General features: G+C 46.9%; 17 protein-coding genes and 1 pseudogene. 7 read left to right on the top strand and 11 right to left on the bottom strand.

All coding sequences use genetic code 11. From position 1 onward, the window contains the following. Positions 1-31 precede the first annotated feature (31 nt). Both DFR60_RS14495 and DFR60_RS14490 read right to left on the bottom strand, forming a co-directional pair. Positions 32-1,084: a hypothetical protein gene (locus tag DFR60_RS14495; RefSeq protein ID WP_110323511.1), complete on the bottom strand. Its 1,053-nt coding sequence runs from the start codon at positions 1,082-1,084 to the stop codon at positions 32-34. 126 nt (positions 1,085-1,210) lie between these two features. After that, positions 1,211-1,909, bottom strand: a complete 699-nt coding sequence (locus DFR60_RS14490) for a 5'-methylthioadenosine/adenosylhomocysteine nucleosidase (RefSeq protein WP_110323510.1) — start codon at positions 1,907-1,909, stop codon at positions 1,211-1,213. A gap of 197 nt (positions 1,910-2,106) precedes the next feature. On the opposite strand from DFR60_RS14490, the gene DFR60_RS14485 reads away from it, so the two are divergent. Next, positions 2,107-2,355 carry a TIGR03905 family TSCPD domain-containing protein gene (locus tag DFR60_RS14485; protein WP_110323509.1) on the top strand — a complete coding sequence of 83 codons (249 nt, stop codon included), beginning with the start codon at positions 2,107-2,109 and terminating at the stop codon, positions 2,353-2,355. 165 nt (positions 2,356-2,520) lie between these two features. Here DFR60_RS14485 and DFR60_RS14480 read toward each other — a convergent pair whose 3' ends face one another. Beyond that, on the bottom strand, positions 2,521-5,577 hold the full coding sequence (locus tag DFR60_RS14480; protein ID WP_110323508.1) for a leucine-rich repeat protein: 3,057 nt from the start codon (positions 5,575-5,577) through the stop codon (positions 2,521-2,523). A gap of 361 nt (positions 5,578-5,938) precedes the next feature. On the opposite strand from DFR60_RS14480, the gene DFR60_RS14470 reads away from it, so the two are divergent. The 5 genes from DFR60_RS14470 to bilR all read left to right on the top strand — a co-directional run bounded on the left by DFR60_RS14470 (position 5,939) and on the right by bilR (position 10,223). Continuing rightward, positions 5,939-6,100: a hypothetical protein gene (locus DFR60_RS14470; RefSeq protein ID WP_207659540.1), complete on the top strand. Its 162-nt coding sequence runs from the start codon at positions 5,939-5,941 to the stop codon at positions 6,098-6,100. 189 nt (positions 6,101-6,289) lie between these two features. Beyond that, positions 6,290-6,538: a TIGR03905 family TSCPD domain-containing protein gene (locus tag DFR60_RS14465; protein WP_002605485.1), complete on the top strand. Its 249-nt coding sequence runs from the start codon at positions 6,290-6,292 to the stop codon at positions 6,536-6,538. Between the two features lie 253 nt (positions 6,539-6,791). Next, a complete protein-coding gene (locus tag DFR60_RS14460; protein ID WP_110323504.1) occupies positions 6,792-8,525 on the top strand; it encodes an FUSC family protein in 1,734 nt (577 codons plus the stop codon). Between the two features lie 122 nt (positions 8,526-8,647). Next, a complete protein-coding gene (gene bilQ / locus DFR60_RS14455; RefSeq protein ID WP_110323503.1) occupies positions 8,648-9,085 on the top strand; it encodes a bilirubin utilization transcriptional regulator BilQ in 438 nt (145 codons plus the stop codon). Beyond that, positions 9,078-10,223 carry a bilirubin reductase gene (bilR, locus tag DFR60_RS14450; protein ID WP_110323502.1) on the top strand — a complete coding sequence of 382 codons (1,146 nt, stop codon included), beginning with the start codon at positions 9,078-9,080 and terminating at the stop codon, positions 10,221-10,223. The genes bilQ and bilR overlap by 8 nt, the downstream gene beginning before the upstream one ends. Before the next feature lie 142 nt (positions 10,224-10,365). On the opposite strand, the gene DFR60_RS14445 is transcribed toward bilR, so the two are convergent. Together DFR60_RS14445 and tnpA are read right to left on the bottom strand one after the other, a co-directional pair. After that, a complete protein-coding gene (locus DFR60_RS14445; protein WP_110323501.1) occupies positions 10,366-11,481 on the bottom strand; it encodes an RNA-guided endonuclease TnpB family protein in 1,116 nt (371 codons plus the stop codon). Between the two features lie 14 nt (positions 11,482-11,495). Continuing rightward, positions 11,496-11,924, bottom strand: a pseudogene (tnpA, locus tag DFR60_RS14440) (IS200/IS605 family transposase). Positions 11,925-12,060: 136 nt separating this feature from the next. On the opposite strand from tnpA, the gene DFR60_RS30905 reads away from it, so the two are divergent. Continuing rightward, positions 12,061-12,462: a DUF4870 domain-containing protein gene (locus DFR60_RS30905; RefSeq protein ID WP_243005076.1), complete on the top strand. Its 402-nt coding sequence runs from the start codon at positions 12,061-12,063 to the stop codon at positions 12,460-12,462. Positions 12,463-12,521: 59 nt separating this feature from the next. Here DFR60_RS30905 and DFR60_RS14430 read toward each other — a convergent pair whose 3' ends face one another. The 6 genes from DFR60_RS14430 to DFR60_RS14405 all read right to left on the bottom strand — a co-directional run bounded on the left by DFR60_RS14430 (position 12,522) and on the right by DFR60_RS14405 (position 18,355). After that, positions 12,522-13,049, bottom strand: a complete 528-nt coding sequence (locus DFR60_RS14430) for a flavodoxin family protein (RefSeq protein WP_002605480.1) — start codon at positions 13,047-13,049, stop codon at positions 12,522-12,524. Between the two features lie 94 nt (positions 13,050-13,143). Continuing rightward, positions 13,144-14,028, bottom strand: a complete 885-nt coding sequence (locus DFR60_RS14425; RefSeq protein WP_110323500.1) for a class II fructose-bisphosphate aldolase — start codon at positions 14,026-14,028, stop codon at positions 13,144-13,146. A gap of 3 nt (positions 14,029-14,031) precedes the next feature. After that, positions 14,032-15,189 carry a carbohydrate kinase family protein gene (locus DFR60_RS14420; protein WP_110323499.1) on the bottom strand — a complete coding sequence of 386 codons (1,158 nt, stop codon included), beginning with the start codon at positions 15,187-15,189 and terminating at the stop codon, positions 14,032-14,034. Then, a complete protein-coding gene (locus DFR60_RS14415; protein WP_110323498.1) occupies positions 15,186-16,019 on the bottom strand; it encodes a carbohydrate ABC transporter permease in 834 nt (277 codons plus the stop codon). The genes DFR60_RS14420 and DFR60_RS14415 overlap by 4 nt, the downstream gene beginning before the upstream one ends. 11 nt (positions 16,020-16,030) lie before the next feature. Beyond that, the gene (locus DFR60_RS14410) at positions 16,031-16,924 is read right to left on the bottom strand and encodes a carbohydrate ABC transporter permease (protein WP_110323497.1); all 894 of its coding nucleotides are present in this window, start codon (positions 16,922-16,924) and stop codon (positions 16,031-16,033) included. A gap of 63 nt (positions 16,925-16,987) precedes the next feature. Then, the gene (locus DFR60_RS14405; RefSeq protein ID WP_167437602.1) at positions 16,988-18,355 is read right to left on the bottom strand and encodes an ABC transporter substrate-binding protein; all 1,368 of its coding nucleotides are present in this window, start codon (positions 18,353-18,355) and stop codon (positions 16,988-16,990) included. Between the last annotated feature and the right edge of the window lie 23 nt (positions 18,356-18,378).

Here is an 18,378-nt window from a genome sequence, read left to right as displayed (position 1 = left end):
GCGATACAATTTTCCTTTCTCTCCCAAATGTTCAAGTCAGATATTCATGCAGAATCTCCCCAATAAGCTTTAATTCATCGGGGTTCAAATCCTTCAGCCAGTCCTCCTGCTGTTTTACGCTTCTTCCCCGTTCGCGGCTCGCCGCTATCTGTTCCAGACTCTTCTTTAAATAGTCCACATCCCGGATGGATCCTTCCATCTCTGACGGCCCGCTGCCGCTCCGCGCCATTTCCTGCGCCATATTCTGATTACCGGCAATTCCTGACGCCTCGTCAGATGCCATTCCCATACCGGTTTCTGCCATAATATTTTCCTGTATAATACCGCCCTGCCTTCCATCTCTCTGCCTTCCGTCGGAACGGCCGCTGTTCTGTCTGCGAGCCTGCGATTCCGCCTTCAGCTGGTTTTTCATGCGCTCCGTCCTGTTTCTCTGCTTTCCCCGCACGTTTTCCTGTTGCTCCGGCTCTTCTGCCTGTCCTGGTGCAGTACCTGCTGCCACGGGATAGATCGACCGGATATTTTCACGGGTTTCCATATGAGGCCCCGATATTGCCTGTGTTTCATCTCGTTCCTGATCCAAACGGTAGATCAGCGTATTTTCCAGATAATTATCGAGCGCGGTGAACAGCTGCTGTTTCTTGTCCGCGACTCCTGCCCCGTGGTCTACAAGGATTGTAAAAAGCCCTGCCAGGATTCCCATGGAGCCGTACAGTACTATGTAATAAGGATCGGTACGATACCAGTATGCGCCGAACGCCGCCGCCCCTCCTGCGAGGAAACAAAGAAGCGTCATCTGATTGGAAAAGGTGTTCCATCCGTTAAGCGTCATACGCATAAATCTGAAATCATACATCTGCCTCTCTAAGTAAGGCTTTATTTTCGGAATCCCCTGATTCATCTGATAGTTGCTTTCTGTCTTCTGCTTAAATGCACGAAGATTCTTATTCTTCGTCAGTGACATGTTGTCCGTTTCTTTAATTAATCTTTTGTAGAGGTTACGTGTAAGCCATCTGGTCACGACTCCAAGGCCGCATACGGCTGCAAGCACGTACAGCGCTTTGCCTGTCTGTAAAAATTCCAGCATAATAATAGCTCCCCTTTCTTCCCGGTTGTTCCGGTGATAGGATTATTATAACCACCGAAACTTCCTTTGGGAAGATGAGAGAGCCTAGAATCGTTCGTCAAATCCCGTCAGGATTCGATTCTTAACTTAACATGAATACCTTTCTGCAATGGCTAAAATCAGGTTTACGGAGTGGCGCACCGCCTTTACCTCAAACTCGCTGTAGTCCATGGTTGCGCTGTTATCAGCCTTATCTGAGATCGCCCTGATAATCAAAAATGGAACGTGGTTTAAGTACGCCGCCTGAGCGATCGCCGCCCCCTCCATTTCCGTGCAGAAGCCTCCAAAATTTTCCGCAATCCAGTCTTTTTTAACCTGATCGGAAATAAACTGATCCCCGGAAACGATCCTTCCGGTAAAAACTCCAATGTCAGGATTCACTTCCTTACAGCACTTCAGAGCCAGATTCCGAAGCGTTTCATCGGCCGGAAACGAGAATTCTTCCATATGCGGAATCTGTCCCACCGGGTATCCAAACCCAGTCGCATCCATATCATGCTGCGCCGTATCGGTGGAAAGCACCACGTCCCCGATCTCGATCTCATTTCTCAAAGAACCGGCGATTCCCGTGTTGATGACCGCATCCACACCGTAATGGTCTACCAGAATCTGCGTACACACCGCCGCGTTCACCTTGCCGATTCCTGAACGGACCACCACCGCCTCTTTTCCCTTAAGCGTACCTTTATAAAAATCCATGCCGGCCATAGTCTTTACTTCCACATCCTGCATTGCCGCTTTTACTTCCGCCACTTCCACATCCATGGCTCCGATAATTCCTAACATAGAGCGCCTCCTTATTTTTAAGTTCCCATCCCGGGTACTCTGCATATATTGAGTATTATAACTGTTTTCGTCTCTGTTGACAATCCATTTCCTTATTCGGTATAGCGATAAAAATGATAAAGACTGCTGTATAATTACAGGAACCGGCAGACAACAGGACTAAAAATCAGTAAATAATATTCATGGAGGAACGATATATGGTTTATAAAACTCACGGCGTATGTTCGCAGGAAATTAATTTTGATATCAAAGAAAACAAACTCACCAATGTCCGCTTTGTAGGCGGCTGCTCCGGCAACGCCCAGGGACTTGGCCGTCTCGTGGAAGGTATGGACGTTGACGAAGCCATAAAACGCCTCGATGGAATCCACTGCGGTCCCAGACCGACATCCTGTCCCGATCAGCTGGCGAAAGCGCTGAAGCAGTATAAGGAATCCCTTACCTAAAAACGGTTTATGGTACACATTACATAAGCGCAAAGACAGAAAAAAGGTTCCGGGCCGCCGTGGAGGCGATATGATTCTCTATTCCCGGAACCTTTTCCTGCTCTGCTATAGGCATCCCAATCTTTTTTGCATAATCTCTTGTTACGCATTATGGATTATTATGCATTATGGAATTTTAAGTACCCAGCCTGGAAGAATGAGGTTCGGGTTTTTAATAATTTGGTTTGCCGCAACAATCTCAGCAACGGTACAATGATATCTTTGAGCCAGCGCTGAAAGAGTATCACCTTTTTTTACGCGGTAGCGGCGTAGGTTATCTGTATCAGGAGGTAACGCAGCGGGTTCCGGTATCTGAGGCGCGGTTAAAGTATCCAGTGTATAAATATTATTCAGCAATGCAATTGGAGAAAGGCTGTCTACGGTTACCGTCACCATCCCTTTTTCCACGATTACGTTCAATAAGACCAGATTACCGCCAACACAGCGTGCTGCTGTCAAAGCCTGCCCGTCCCTGCCTTCCACAGGAATTGTAACCGTAACATTACCCAGAAATCCGTGGGAAAGGGATATGTCGCAGAAGGACAGCACCCGGCCGGCCGCCTGAGCCCCACGCAGAATATCACAGCCGGGATGTCCGGCCTGATGGAAGGTGTCCGGTTTGACGGTCAAAACCGCATTACTGTTAATCTGGTTACCGGCCACTGTGATTCCGGTAGCTTTGTCAGTCAGGACACGGTAGTAATAATCTGGGCTGTCATCAGAGGAACTGCTGCTTCCGCTGCTGCCATTGCTTCCTTCATTTCCACTGTCACCGGATGGTTCCTCCTGTTTGACCGTAACCGCACACGAGGCCGTCCTGCCACCATCAACAGTAGTAACCGTGATAACAGCTAATCCAGGCGATATGGCACGCACTCTGCCGCCGCTGTCTACTGCTGCGATATCCGGAGCGCTGGAATTCCAGGTAACCGTCTGATTTGTGGCGTTTCGCGGTTGTATCTCAGCGAATAATACAGCAGTATCCGGAACTTTGTCGGTATAGAGAGTCAGCTCATCTAAATTAAGCGTCACGCCTGTCACCGGAGTCGGGGCCGTGGTTTCCGCCTCTACCGTTACCATGCAGGAGGCTGTTTTGCCGCCATCCACGGTAGTGGCTGTGATGATGGCTTTACCGGGAGAAACAGCCCTGATCAATCCGTTGTTATCAACTTTTGCGATATCCGGAGCGCTGGAATTCCAGGTAACCGTCTGATTTGTGGCGTCTCGCGGTTGTATCTCAGCGAATAATTCAGCAGTATCCGGAGCTTTGTCGGTATAGAGAGTCAGCTCATCTAAATTAAGCGTCACGCCTGTCACCGGAGTAGGGACCATGGTTTCCTCTTCTACCGTTACCATGCAGGAGGCTGTTTTGCCGCCATCCACGGTAGTGGCTGTGATGATAGCCTCACCGGGAGAAACAGCGCTAATCAATCCGTTGTTATCAACTTTTGCGATATCCGGAGCGCTGGAACTCCAGTTAACTGTCTGATTTGTGGCATCTTCAGGCTTAACAACAGCGGATAATTGTGCTGATTCCGGACTTTTGTTCGTGTAGAGAGTCAGAGCTGTATGATTCAGTTCCACGCCCTTCACAGGAATACTATCTGCCCACTCCCGCGAAACATGAATCATATAGGTACGTTTGTCTGCATCACTGTTTTTCACTTCCACAATGATGACAATTGCTCTCCCCTCCACTAATTCAATATCCCCTGAAGCTGCCCCGCTGTTGACAGGGATTCCATTTACGGTAATCGTTTCCTTATTGTGGGCATAAGGGGTTAAGCTCACACGCTCCACGCTGTTGTCAACAAGTACCCCATAGATATTCCTTCCCGGAAAAAAATCAGGATTAAGAGTACCGCTATTTATCGTCAGGTCAGAAAGTGCCGCCCCGTAAACCACCCGCTCTTTTGGCCAGTTTTCCCCATCATAGCCCGTGGCATTGTAAGGCACAAAAAGAATCAGGTTAGGGATATCATCAAAAGCGTTCTTATCTAATGTTGGCGCAACAACGTTTGAGAGAGTCAGTGAGGTTATTCCAGTGCATCCCGAAAATGCTCTTTCGCCAATGGAAGTTATATTGCTTGGAAGCTTTTCCAATGCCAGACTCGAACATTCGTTAAATGCATATTTACCGATGGTCTTCACCTGGTCAGGAAGCTCTGTGAGATTCAGCTTGCGGCAGCCGCTAAAAGCCAACTCATTGATTTGGGTCAGCTGGTCAGGAAGAGAATCCAGTTCAAGATTGATACAGCCGCTGAACGCCGAATTCCCAATCTCTTTTACAGTATTAGGAATCGTCAACAAACTTAGGTTTTCACATTGAAAGAATGCAAAACTCGGGATTCTGGTCAGACCGTCAGGCAATGAGGACAGCTCCAGATTTTTGCAGTTTGAAAATACACCAGTCTCCATGCCGGTCAGATTGTCCGGGAGGGAGGTCAAAGCCAGTTTCGTACAGTTCTTGAACGCTTCTCCTCCAATCGTGGTTATTTGATCTGGCAATTCGTTCAGTAAAAGATTCTCACAGCCCATAAATGCCGAATGTTCAATTGTTTTAAGACTGTTGCAGCCTGAAAAATCCAGGTTACTGAGATTTTTGCAGTCCATAAACGCTTTTTCTTTAATCTTTGTCACACCATCTTCTACAACAACCGATATGATGTCGGCGCTGTCTATATTGGGATTACTCTGCCATCCTGTGGTACCCTCATCATTGGAAATATTCAGCTCTCCGTTATTTTCATCAAAGGAATATCCATCTCCACTAATAGCATATGGGGCCGCCATCAGCGGCTGGGCAGCATTACTGTCTGTTGCTTTGGGGATATTCTGTCCTGAGAAGTCAGGGGTGTCTTCCTGTTCTTTGTTATCTGTTGTATGTATCCCCCGCTCATGCGGGCAATCCAGTTTATAACAGTCCTGCGTATGTTCATGTGGGATATCCGCATCACTTTTGGATGCTGTCTTCTCTTCCACCAAACAGACATATTCTTTTGTGTAACACTTCTTTGTATGAATGTTGTGCCTGCATGTCTTTCCCTCTGTAAAGCCACAGTCAGCAGTGTCTTCCTGGTGATTTGCATAAGTTGGCTTTTCTTCCGCAAGAGAAGTCACTGGCAGTATTCCTGCCAGCATAACTGCCGAAAGCAGCCATGCAATCATTGGTTTACACTTCATTTATTAATCTCCTTTCATCTTTTTATTATTTCATTATATCATATTTCGATATGTTTTTCTTGGATAATATAGAAATGAAAAAAAACACTACAAAATCAATAAATATGGCCTGTCTTCTCTCCAAAAATGGAAACATTAAATTTACACCCTGTAAATATGGATTACGAAACAGCTCCTTCTTGAATTTCAGGTACTTGATTCCAAATAACTCTCCCGACCGGTGTACTTCCGCCTCCAGCAACACTGCAATAACTGCGTACTTCGATACGCTATCCGTCAATTTCGCATTTACGATCTCCTGCTCCGATACTGTAAATATATCATGCAGGCTTATAAAGAAGATATCGGGAAGTATTACAACATGACATACACCGTCTTTGAGGATGAGCGCTATTACATCTGCCATGATGGAAGAGAGCTGCGGGAAGAATCCAACGCAAATATCCAGAATGAGGAAGGGATTTTGAAACGGCAGATCCGTTCGATCCAGACAGAAGGACAATCGGCTAAAGGGATGCAATGAAATTTCGGTTTTTAGAATAACTTATTTTGTTGTTTACGGCCTGTTTTGCCCCAGCGCTCAAAAGTCCCGGGGTAAGTATCTGCCGCTATTGACAATCTGTTCCCTTATTCTGTATAATTGTAAAAATGCAGGGACAGATAAACGAGACAGAAAACGAGTAAAAAGAAAAGAAATTTGGAGGAATGATTCATGATTTATAAAACACACGGCGTATGTTCACAGGAAATTAATTTTGACGTACAGGACAACAAACTCACCAATGTCCGCTTCATCGGCGGATGTTCCGGAAATACACAGGGCCTTGGCCGTCTGATCGAGGGCATGGACGTAGACGAAGCGATCAAACGTCTCGACGGCATTCACTGCGGCCCCAGACCTACCTCCTGCCCGGATCAGCTGGCAAAAGCACTGAAGCAGTATAAGGAATCCCTTTCCTGATGCGAATCCGGATCTGACGCCGTATACAGTTCTACATACGCAACCAGAAATACCGAAAAACAGAGAAATCGCACAGATAATCAGCACTGTATGCAACAGGCCGCAGCGGTCATCCGTATAATGGATGACCGCTGCGGCCTGCCTTTTTTCCATCTTTATCCAGTTCTTCATAAATATTTAAGAAATGGGACGTTCTTGCACTGCCGTTTTTTCTGTGCTACGATATACTTTCGAAAGAAAGGAGTTTTTATCTATGGCAATACCCAAAAAGAGTTCCATCCTGTCGGCGGCTCAGGAGAGTATACGCAAAAATCTGAAATTCGCCACTCTGTCATTTCTGTTTATTATCGCTTACGTCAATGTGTTCCAGAAAGTATTCGGAGCAGAAAATTCCATTGTCGGAGTTATCTTTGCCATCATGATGTCGGCCTCCATGGTCCGCGACTTAACCTCCACACCATTTAAGCATCTGCTTGCGCAGTCTGCGGTCCTGGTGCTGATGGCAGCTGCCGCCTGTCTGGTTGTCACATTAAATCCATGGATCGCTCTTCCAATCAATTTTATCATGATTTTTTTAATCCTGTATCTCTATACGTATGAATACTCCGGACATCTGTATTTTCCTTATATTCTGTCCTACCTGTTCCTGATTTTCATATCCCCCTCCAGCCCGGAACAGCTTCCAAAGCGGATTATGGCCATGGTGACGGGAGCAGTCTGTATCATCCTCTATCAGCTGGTCATGGGACGGAATCGGGCCGCGGAGACGGTTTCCGACGTACTTCTTACGCTGATCGGGGAGGCAAAGCAGTATATATCCTGTCTCTTATCCGGCAGCGAAACACCGGAAAGTCTGGAAGATGTCCGAAAGAATATCCGCCGCCTCAGCCGCATGGTCTACGACAGAAGGCGTAAGGAGCTGTGTATATCCGATGCCAACTTCGCCGTGGTCGATTCCGGGCGCGGCCTGGAATACCTGCTTATTCTGCTGTCTCAGACCGAACATCCGGAAAAATACCAGGATATGCTGGAAAAGACGCTGGTCCAGCTGGACCACTTTGAGGCCTATGTAAATATGAAGACCACGGCTCCTCACCTCATTGCGCGAGATGATTTTATTACGGATGAGAAAGACCTGCATCAGGCAGAATTTTACGACAGCCTGGAGTACATCAGAAATCACCTGGTCCATATGGCGGATCCCGATAAGAAGTCAAATTTCCGTCCGACCCTGCTCTCTCTTTCCATCCGAATTCAGGCCGCATTAAAAATCAGTAAAGTACGCGTCATCTACGCCCTGCGGGTTGCGCTTCTGCTGTCACTCGCAACACTGCTGGTTAAGAGCCTGAATCTTCCTCACGGAAAATGGCTTCTGTTTACCCTTGCCTCAGTCTCTCTCCCTTATGCCGATGATGTGGGGCAGAAGGCCGGGAAACGTTTCTTCGCTACCGTGGCAGGAGGCGTATTCAGTGTGATTCTCTATTCCCTGGTTCCGTCTCCGGCCGGCAGGACCGTCATCATGATGCTGTCCGGCTATTTAAGCTTTTATTTCTCAGATTACACGGGAACATTTACCTGTTCCACCATCGGAGCGCTGGGCGGCGCGGTGTTTATGAGCGCATTTGGCTGGGCGCCTGTAGGGCGGATGCTGCTGATCCGTCTGGCCTACGTGCTGGCCGGAATCGTGATCGCCTACGCCGCCAACTGCCTTCTCTTCCCCTACCACCGCAGCACAGCCACTGAGACACTGCTGAAAAAATACGATTACGCCTCTAAGCTGCTGTCAAAGATCTGCCACCAGGGCGTAACCGACACGCAGTTTTACTACCATCTGGTTATCCAGTCCCAGCTGATCGAGGAAAAACTGTACCAGAATACCTCCGGCGAGGAACGGGAGCTGCTGCATGACAAAATCTCAGAATGCCGGGCGCTGGTGCGGGCGGCTCACCGGAGTTATCCGCAAACGGAAGGCTTAATTCCACAATAAATAAAAAGTATTTGACAAAGTCAACTATTAAGAATATAATTTGACTTAGTCAAATACTTTTTATTTGCTTATTTTTAAGTTTTAATTGAAAGTTAGATTGAAAATTGAAAGGAGCGCTTCCCATGCCAGATTCTCTCGCTTATTATATTACTGCCCTAAGAAAAGATTTAAATGCCTATTCCGATGCTAGACTCAAGCAGTACGGTCTTACGGATGGCCTGTTTTATTATATTATTTACATTGGTAAAAATCCCGGTTGTTCACTCAGTGATGCCGCCCATTTTCTCAGGGCAGACAACGGGCATGTGACCCGGTGCATTGGCAAACTGGAACAGTTAGGCTACGCAGTCCGCACCCGCGACACCGTGGATCACCGGCATTACCATTTAACGCTTACAGTGCAGGGGGAAGTCATTTTCAAGGAACTTCACACTCTGCTTCATGACTGGGACGAGATCGTCTGCCGGAACTTGAACGACGGGCAGAGAGAACAGCTTTTGGAATTGCTCCGGCGCGTCTGCAGCCGGGAAGGCAGTAAAGGGGGGCAGAACCATGTATGAGACTATTAACAGCCCTTTTAAACTGGGAAATGTAACCCTGAAAAACCGAATTATCTTCGCCCCCACCTCCATGGGCCTTAAGGAAGAGGAGTACTTAGAAAAACTGGGCGCCATCGCCCGGGGCGGAACAGCCATGATCATCATCGGGGATGTGCCTGTGCTGAAGAGTCCATTTCTGTCCCTGTACAGCAGGAAAGGATTTCTCCGTTACCGCCGGATCACGGAAACGATTCACAAAAACGGCGCCCTGGCGGCCGCCCAGCTGCACATGTCGGACTCGCAGTTCCGCAGTCTGATCAAATATCTGCCGGGCATGATCACCGGAAAGATCAAACCGGATGAGATGAGAGTCCTTTTAAACGATACGGTATCCGGCTATATAACCGGCCTGACCGACAAAAGAATTGCCGAGATCACACAGGGCTTCGGCAAAGCGGCCGTTTTAGCAAAGGATGCCGGGTTTGATGTCATTCAAATCCACGGCGACCGGATGTGCGGAAGTTTTTCTTCCTCCATTTACAATCAGCGCACAGACCGGTATGGAGGAAGCGCGGAGAACCGGGCACGTTTTGCCTGTGAAGCAGTCGCCGCCGTCCGGAAAACACTTCCCGATATGACCATCGATTATAAGCTGGCAGTCCGCCAGGAAGATCCCCATTATGGGAACGCCGGAGTGCTGAAGGAAGAGCTTCCGGTCTTTGTTCCGCTTTTAGAGCAGGCTGGCGTGAACAGCTTTCACGTCACCCTGGCCAACCATTCCGACCTAAGCGATACCATACCGCCGGCCTCACATCCCTATTTTCACGGTCAGGGCTGCTTTTTACCCTTCTGTGATGAGGTCAGCCGTCTGACCGATTTACCGGTCTGCGGAGTAGGGCGGCTCTGTTCTCCTGATTTCGTGGAAGAACAGTTGAAATCAGGACGAATCCAACTGGCCGCCATGAGCCGCCAGCTGATCGCAGATCCCGAATGGGTTAAGAAAACCTCTTCAGGTGCCGGTTCCCGGATTTTCACCTGCACAGGATGCAACCGGGAGTGCCTGGGAGGTATGCAGGCCCATAAAGGAGTGCATTGTATTCGGGATCGCATAAAAACTGCTAATGAATCACTCTGCCATGAAAGGAAGGTCTTACCATGAAACAGTGAACATACTCATGTATAAATACACGAGCTTCCTGTTTCAGCGCCAATTGCCCTTCTATCTAACAGGTCTTATGCCAGCTCCACAGGCGTTGATTATTCTGTTCGGACCGTCCCGGCCCTACAGGTTATGATTACTTCTATGCTGCCTTTAGATATATCTCATACCCTCTGTTTCTGATATTGATCGCAGCGTTTAAATCTCTGTCCATGCTCATTCCACAGTTGCACTCATAACGGCGGACCGATAACGGCATCATCTTGACCGCGCCGCAACGGCTACAGGTCTTCGAGGATGCATACCACTTTTCGATGCGGATCAGACGCTTTCCTCTCTCCTCCAGTTTGTACTTTAGCATCGTAAGAAATGATCCATACCCGTTATCCATGGTCGCTTTTCCGTTCCCGAACCCTCTGTTTGCCAGCGCCCTCAAGCTTAAGTCTTCCACACACACTAAATCGTACCGATTGGCTATCTCAGTTGATTTTTTGTGCAGATAATCTTTTCTCTGATTGGCTGCCTTTTTTGCAATACGGGCAATTTTCTTCTGCTGTTTCCGGTAATTTACTGACTGCAGCAGCTTCGCTTTCAGCTTCCTCTGCGCCTTTGTCAGCTTCTTCTGGTTCTTTCTATAATAATGAGGCATGCCACAGCACCTGCCTTCTGAGTCCATATACAATCCGTCCGATTTATAGTCCAGTCCAATCACTTGCTCTGGATTAACTGCCTGCGGCATAATCGCAGCCTCATACTCGTAAAGGACTGACACATAATAACTGCCGTCACTTTCCCTTGATACCGTGGCCTGTTTCAGACGCCAGTCTTCCGGTGCCCTTCTGTGCACAACTGCCCCCACCTTCCCAAGCTTTGGCAGCTTGATCTCACCAGCCAGTACGGCAATATTTCCATTCGTATAGTTCGTAGTGTAGGACATACGGCTGTGATGCCTGCTCTTGAATCTGGGATAACCGCCCTGTCTCCTGAAAAATCTCTGGTACGCCGAATCCAGCGCATAGATGGCATTCGTCAGGGCAAATTTATCCACTTGTTTTAGCCATGGCTGCTCCTGTTTGAGAATTCGGTTGCAGTCGTTATTGCAGACAGTCTTATTCCTGTATGCCTTGCCCTGCTGATAGTTCTCCGACTGCAGGGCCAGATAATGATTATAAACAAACCGGCAGCTTCCAAATGTATCCATCAAAAGCTGTTCCTGTTCTGCAGTCGGATAGACACGATACTTATAAGCCCTGTTCATCCTCTTTCCCCCCGTTACCGTTCTTTTTGGGAATCAATATAGTGTTTCACCTGTTCATGGCTTCTGTCACTGACAGTCACTGCGCAGTAAGATGGATTCCAGAGATGGCCTCCCCACAACTGTTTCTTTCATTCCGGATGGTCTAAGAACAGCCTTCTGGCCAGGTTTCCCTTCATGATTTTGACCATGTCTGATATCAGGAACTGTGGGCGGCAGTCCAGGAGCAGATGAATGTGATCCAGCATAACCTCCATCGCCAGGATCTGAAAAGAATACTGGTCCGCCAGTTCTGTCAGCATCACCTTACATTGAATATCGATTCCATCTGTTAATACCTTCTTCCGATATTTGGTACACCAGATAAGATGGTACTGTAAAGAATATACATATCCACGACCATATGTTAATTTTGTTTCCTCTGATATTTCATATACTTTTTCCATAAATCAATTATATCATATGTGCATGAATTGTGCAATAGAATCTTCGAACATATGTTCTGTTTTTGTATAGAAAAATGTCTGACTATTTCAAGTACTATTTCAGATGATTTACTATGTTACAGTCAGGAAACTGACAATGGATTTTTTTAGAGCCGTGCCGACAGACACATATACTTACATGCTGCAAAAGCGAATCCGGAACAAACCCTGCCGGTTAACTCACGATTTAAATCACGAGAATGCACCGGCAAAATTTTCAAAACTCTATGCCTGTCTCTCTTACTTAAGTATTCTGATCATCATCCCGGCTCTTGCTGCCGGAAAAGATTCTTTTGTCCGTTTTCATCTGAACCAGGGATTGGTTCTGTTGATCGCAAACATTCTGTTCGGCTGCATCTCTTTTATTCCGCACATGACTTTAATTGGCGATCTTTTAAACTGCGTCGTTCTGATTCTGGCTGTTATGGGAATTGTGTCCGCCTTTCAGGGGCAGAAGAAGAAGCTGCCTGTTATTGGCAGTATTCAGTTGATTCGGTGATGGTAAATATAAAAATAAAATAGGAAAGGCCGGCATCCATATGGATACCGGCCCCATGCCTACAGATTCTCTGCAAACGTCCTGACCTGTGCAAGCGCCGCGGACTGATAGATACTTCCCTTCTCTACCATACCAGGCGCCGTAAAAGCTCCTTTATTCTCCCACTTCAGGTAATCGCAGATGTCCTTTAACTGGGCCTGGGCTGCGTTATAGACCCCCGGTGAGCCGGAATCCAGCAACATGGCCGCCGAAGTGATGTGAAATCCCGTTTTGGCACACGCATACATCCGGTCGATAAAACACTTGATCTGCGCCGAGATATCGAACCAGTAGATGGGCGATGCCAGCACCAGCATATCCGCCTTATGTACATCCAGCAAAATCTCATTCATATCATCATTCTGCACACAGACGCCGTCATGGGTAAAACAGTACTCGCAGGCCAGACAGGGGCCTACCTTCAGCCGGCTTAACTTCCGCACGGTCACCTCGTGGCCGCTCTCCTTTGCGGCCTGGGCAAACGCATCTGCCAGTATCTCTGTGTTACCGCCTTTTCTCGGGCTTCCAGTTACTACTAAAATGTTCATATTAAAGCCTCCTTCTCCGCTGACCTGCCACGATGCTTCTATGATTAGTATAGGTGGATTGGGGCTGTTTTTCAAGTGTTTTTAGGTGTCTTATTTATTCATTTCCCGACAAGGGACCTTCTCCGAAATAGTATTGTCCGGAAGATCCGATTGTTCTCATAAACGTTCTTATATAGTTGGTCAATTCTTCCTCCACCCCCATGCAGAGATGCATATAATCCACTCCCGGATTTTCATTTATCTGCTTCTCGATTGACTGGATCCCTATGCCAAATGCATCCGTACACACATTCACCTTATTAATACCGCATGCTACAGCTTTCTTTAAATTCTCTTCTCCTGCACCTGAACCGCCATGCAGTACAAGGGGCATGTTAAGAATCTTTTTTAAAAGACGTATTCTTTCAAAATCCAGTTTAGGTGTCTTTCCTTTCGGATAATTCCCATGCGCAGTTCCTACTGCCACTGCAAGTGCATCGACACCGGTTCTGTCTGCAAACTCTTTCGCCTGACCAGGCTCCGTATAGAGCCCGCCATTTTCGTCATCACCGTCCGCGGCCTGGCCGACATGGCCCAGCTCTCCCTCCACGCAGATCCCTAATGGATGCGCCATTTCACAAACCAGACGGGTCCTGGCTATATTCTCCTCATACGGAAGCGCGGAGGCATCTATCATAATGCTCGAAAATCCCCGTTTCATGCACTCACAGATAAAGGTGAAGTCCTGTCCATGATCCAGATTTAAAGCTACAGGTACCAAAGCACGCCCCGCCAGCCGCCGGATCATGGGTACCATATCTTCCGGATGTGCGTGATTTTTCATCTGTCCCATTCCAATGTTAATGATAACCGCAGAATGTTCTGCCTGGGCGGCATTTACTGCAGCCCGTACCATCTCCATGTTGATACTGTTCATCGCCATAACCGCATATCCATGAATATGAGCATGCTCTAAAATAGGTTTCATTGATACATACATCGTTTATCTCGCCTTTCTTCTGTCATTTTTCCCCACATAGCATCCGGATTCCATACAATACGTCCACACACTGCTATCCGGCCCGTTTAACCGCTCCCCCGCCTCTTTCTTTATCGCTTCCATCTCCTGATAAGTACCGATTCTACTCACGGTATCATAAGATTCCATACATCTAAGAGCAGTAAACGCAGCCATATCAAGCGCCTTTTCCGGCGTACAGCCCCGTCTAAAAGAGTTTAAAAATCCGGCTATCGCCGTATCGCCTGCGCCTGTAGCAGAACGAATCTTTTCAGGCTTATAAGGCGTGCACCACAGTTCTCTGCCATTCCATGATTCCCCCCAGGGACAGTGTTCTCCGGTCTTTAATACCATACCTCTTTTTCCGCATTTTAACAAAACTGCCTTAGTCCCCATTTCCAGCGCACGGTCCGCAATGGTAAGAATAAACTCCTCACCCAACACCTCCGTCATATCCCTTCCCCGATATTGCGCTGCCATCTCCTGATATGTCCGGTGCATAAACAGAAAGACTGCCTCTTCTATACTTGGCATAAAAATATCAATATACGGGAGCGCCTTCTCCAGAATCGGCAGCCAATCCGTCTTACCAGCATTCGTATTTAAATCAGGAAGACTCATGTCAACCGATATTCCCAGCCCATACTGTTTCACCTTTTTCAGCATCCGAATAAATTCTTCTCCATTCCGATCATACAGAGTTTTCATAGAAGTAGGATATCCAAAATGAAACCAGTCCGCCTCCTTCAGCAAATCCCCCTGAATATCATCCGCCACAAAGGTCTGGGAAGCCCCTCTGCTGTGAATTGTACTTTTATCTCTTCCCGGAACCGCCAAAGCGATACTCGCGGTGGAAGAGATACCCCCTGCCTCCATAATAAGTGAAGGAACGCCTTCCTTTTTCATCATTTCCCGGATCAGGAATCCTGCTCCATCGTCCCCTGTCTTACTTATGAGAAACACCGGTTCCCCCAACCGATGCAGAGCAATTCCCGTATTCCCCACTTCGCCTCCCATGTAGATACGCATCCCCTGACACTCCGTTACCTTTCCCTCTGCCAGCAGCATATCAGATGTTACAGCGTGCGGAAATACCGGCAGAATATCCAGTACAAGAGACCCGGCAACCACAGTTCTTTTCATCCCTTTACACCTCCTGCCGACAGGCCTTCCACAAACTGATTCTGGTTGAACAGAAATATGATGACCAGAGGTATCAGCGCACATACTGCTCCCGGAATCAGGAATTCATAATTATTTCCATAAGAGCTGATTAAAGAAGCAAGTCCCACGGGAAGTGTGTAGGCAGAATCCGTGGTAAACACAATGAGAGGCCACAGAAATGCGTTCCAGTTGCGCAATGCCAGCAGAATGGTCATTGCGCCGAAGGCCGGGCGCATCAGAGGAGTCATAATCTTAAAATAGATGCCAAACTCAGTACAGCCGTCTACTCGGGCCGCATCCATATAATCCTTACTGATTCCGGATACAAACTGCTGGAAGAAAAACATGGCCGTAGGCTGAATCAGGAAGGGGAGAATGGAACCAGTCTTTGTATTGATCAGCTTCATGTTTATAATCATGCGATATAACGGGATAAGAAGAATTTCCAACGGTATCATCATGACAATCATAGTAAGAGTAAACAGAAACTTTTTTCCCTTAAATTTATACGCTCCCAGCGCATACCCTCCCATAGATGAGAAGAATAAGGAGAGCACCGTCGATACAGCCATAACCAAAATACTGTTCCCATACCATTTTAAGTAAATTCCAGACTTTGTTGTCACTGTATAGATATAATTCTGTATAGAGAGATTATCAAACTGCCAGACCATGGCGATTCCATTTTTAAAAAGTGCACTGGTAGGCTTTAAAGAGGCTATTACCATAAAATATATGGGGAATAGCATCATCACTGCCAGCAGGAGAAACAAACTTCTCACCACAAACCGTATAATTGTTTTTTTCATTTTAAATCCCCCTAATCGTCGTCTCTGAAAAGCCCAAATCCTTTAAGCTGTAAGAGGTTAATAATGAGCACAATACCAAGAAGGACGAATCCGATTGCAGAACCGAATCCCAGATTTCCATACGTAAAGCCCTGTTGGTACAGATATCTGACAATTGTCATCCCCAGGTTTCCCGGCATGGATTCTTTCCAGAATACGTAGCTCTCCCCGAAGGTACGGTACCCTTCGAAGATCAGTATGGTAAAGACGTAGATAATAATTGGTTTTAGCAGGGGAATCGTAATATAAAGCAGTTTCTTAAATTCACCGGCCCCGTCAATCTCGGCCGACTCATAGACATCCCTTGGAATTGTCTGGAGGCCCGACAGGAAATAGATCATATACAGCCCAGCGCTTTTCCAGGTGCTTAAGACCACCATCAGGGTAATACTCCATTTATAATTCAGCATGAAGTTCTGTGACTCGATTCCAAACACATTTAACAGTGAGTTCATAAACGCATTGCCGGAGTCGGAAAACAACATCCGGAATACGATACCTGCCACAATCGTCGAGGCCAGTGTTGGAATAAAAAATACCGCCCTGAAAAAATTTTTTCGCTTAAAAAGTCCTGTGTTGAGTACAACTGCCAAAATCAACGGAAACACAGTAAGTACAACACATTCGACGGCCGTCACAAGTGTTGTTGTCTTAACCGCCGTGAAAAAATCTTTATTCCATAAATTTTTATAGTTGTTCAGTCCCACCCAGGTAAAGCTGTTAAATCCCTTCAGTTTCTGAAAGCTCATTAAAAAGGAGCTGATAATCGGATATAAATTAAAGATCAGGAACGACAGAATGAATGGGATAAGAAATATGTAAGGCGCCGCTTTTTTGCTGTATGCAAGCTTTTTTAAGTATTTCACAACATCATCTCCTTTTAGAAACAGGTGCCGCCAGTCAAATCAGACGGCACCTGCCCGGATACTTTACTTCTGGGAATTCAACGTGTCAGCCGCCCTGTCCAGAGCCTCTTTCGGCGTCGATGTTCCGGCTTCAAAAACAGAATACATCACATCGGAGGATACAATATCAAAGGCTTTTGGAACCATTGGATTATTATGGATCGCGTTGGAATTCTTTAAAGAAGCCGCCACATTACCAAATACATTCTCGTTATTGAAGAATTCCCGATTTACGGAAAGAGCCTCATCCTCCCATACATCGCTTCTGAATGGCGCGAATCCCAGCTGCAGATAGCACTCCTTGTTCGCATCATAGCTCAATTTGCAGAAATATAAAAACTCTTTTGCCAATTCCTGATTTTCGCACTGATTGGTAATAACGGTTCCCGTTCCACCGGTACAAGCACTGGTATACTGCTGCCCCTCTTCCCATACAGGCATTGGTCTTACGGCCAGATGACCGCTTAAGTCAGGCATATACTCTTCAAGCCTCGTCATATACCACAGAGGCATAATCAGGGCACCCATACCGTCATTGTTAAAGAATTCATAGAAATTCTCTGAGGTATTGGAACCGCCCGGCATCGTAACTGCAATTCCATCATCCAGCCAGGATTTTAAATACTCCAGAATCTCCACATTAGTCTCATTATTGATGATGACGTTTCCTTCTTCGTCGAAGAAATCGGATCCTTTCTGAAGTACCATGGACTGGAATGGGTACATGTCTGTAGTTTCAACAGCCGTCATTGGCTTTCCAGTCTTTTCAGCCACGGTCTCCCCCGCCTTAACGAAATCGTCCCATGTTACTATGGAGTCGATATCTACACCTGCTTCTTTCATAATTTTTGTATTGTAAAATACAACATTGGCGCCAGCCTGTGTCGGAGATCCGTATAGCTCCCCATTATAAGAATACATATCCAGCTTACTCTTAATAAACTTGTCTTCCTCATCCTTCACCAGATCTGTGAGAGACACAAATGGTATTTCATCAAAATCATAATACACACCAAAGTGAATGATATTAACATCACAGAAATCGGGTGCCCCCTGCCCCGTCTGCAGCGCTACCAGAAGCTTACTCTGCCTGTCTGACCCACCGACACTGACCAGATCCACCTGAATAGGTTTATCCGGGTTTTCTTTATTCCACGCGTCTATTCGGGATCTGTAAAATGCCTCATGAGCAGATATACACCAGAAACTGAAATCGACGGGTTCTGCCTCCGTTTTAACAGCTTCCGCTGTTGTCTCTTCTCCTGCCTCCTGAGTTGTCTCCTTCGCAGCTTCAGCCGTCGTCGGTTCCACCGCCTTTTCCTGGCTTCCACAGCCGCTTAAGATTCCTGCTGCCAGCATTGCTCCGCACACCAGTGTCATTAATTTTTTCATATCTCCTTCTCCTTTCATTTGTT

The sequence above is a fragment of the Hungatella effluvii genome (genome assembly GCF_003201875.1).
Taxonomy (GTDB): Bacteria; Bacillota; Clostridia; order Lachnospirales; family Lachnospiraceae; genus Hungatella; species Hungatella effluvii.
Note: the sequence above shows the minus strand (reverse complement) of the source record. Positions and strands in the feature narration are given on the sequence as shown.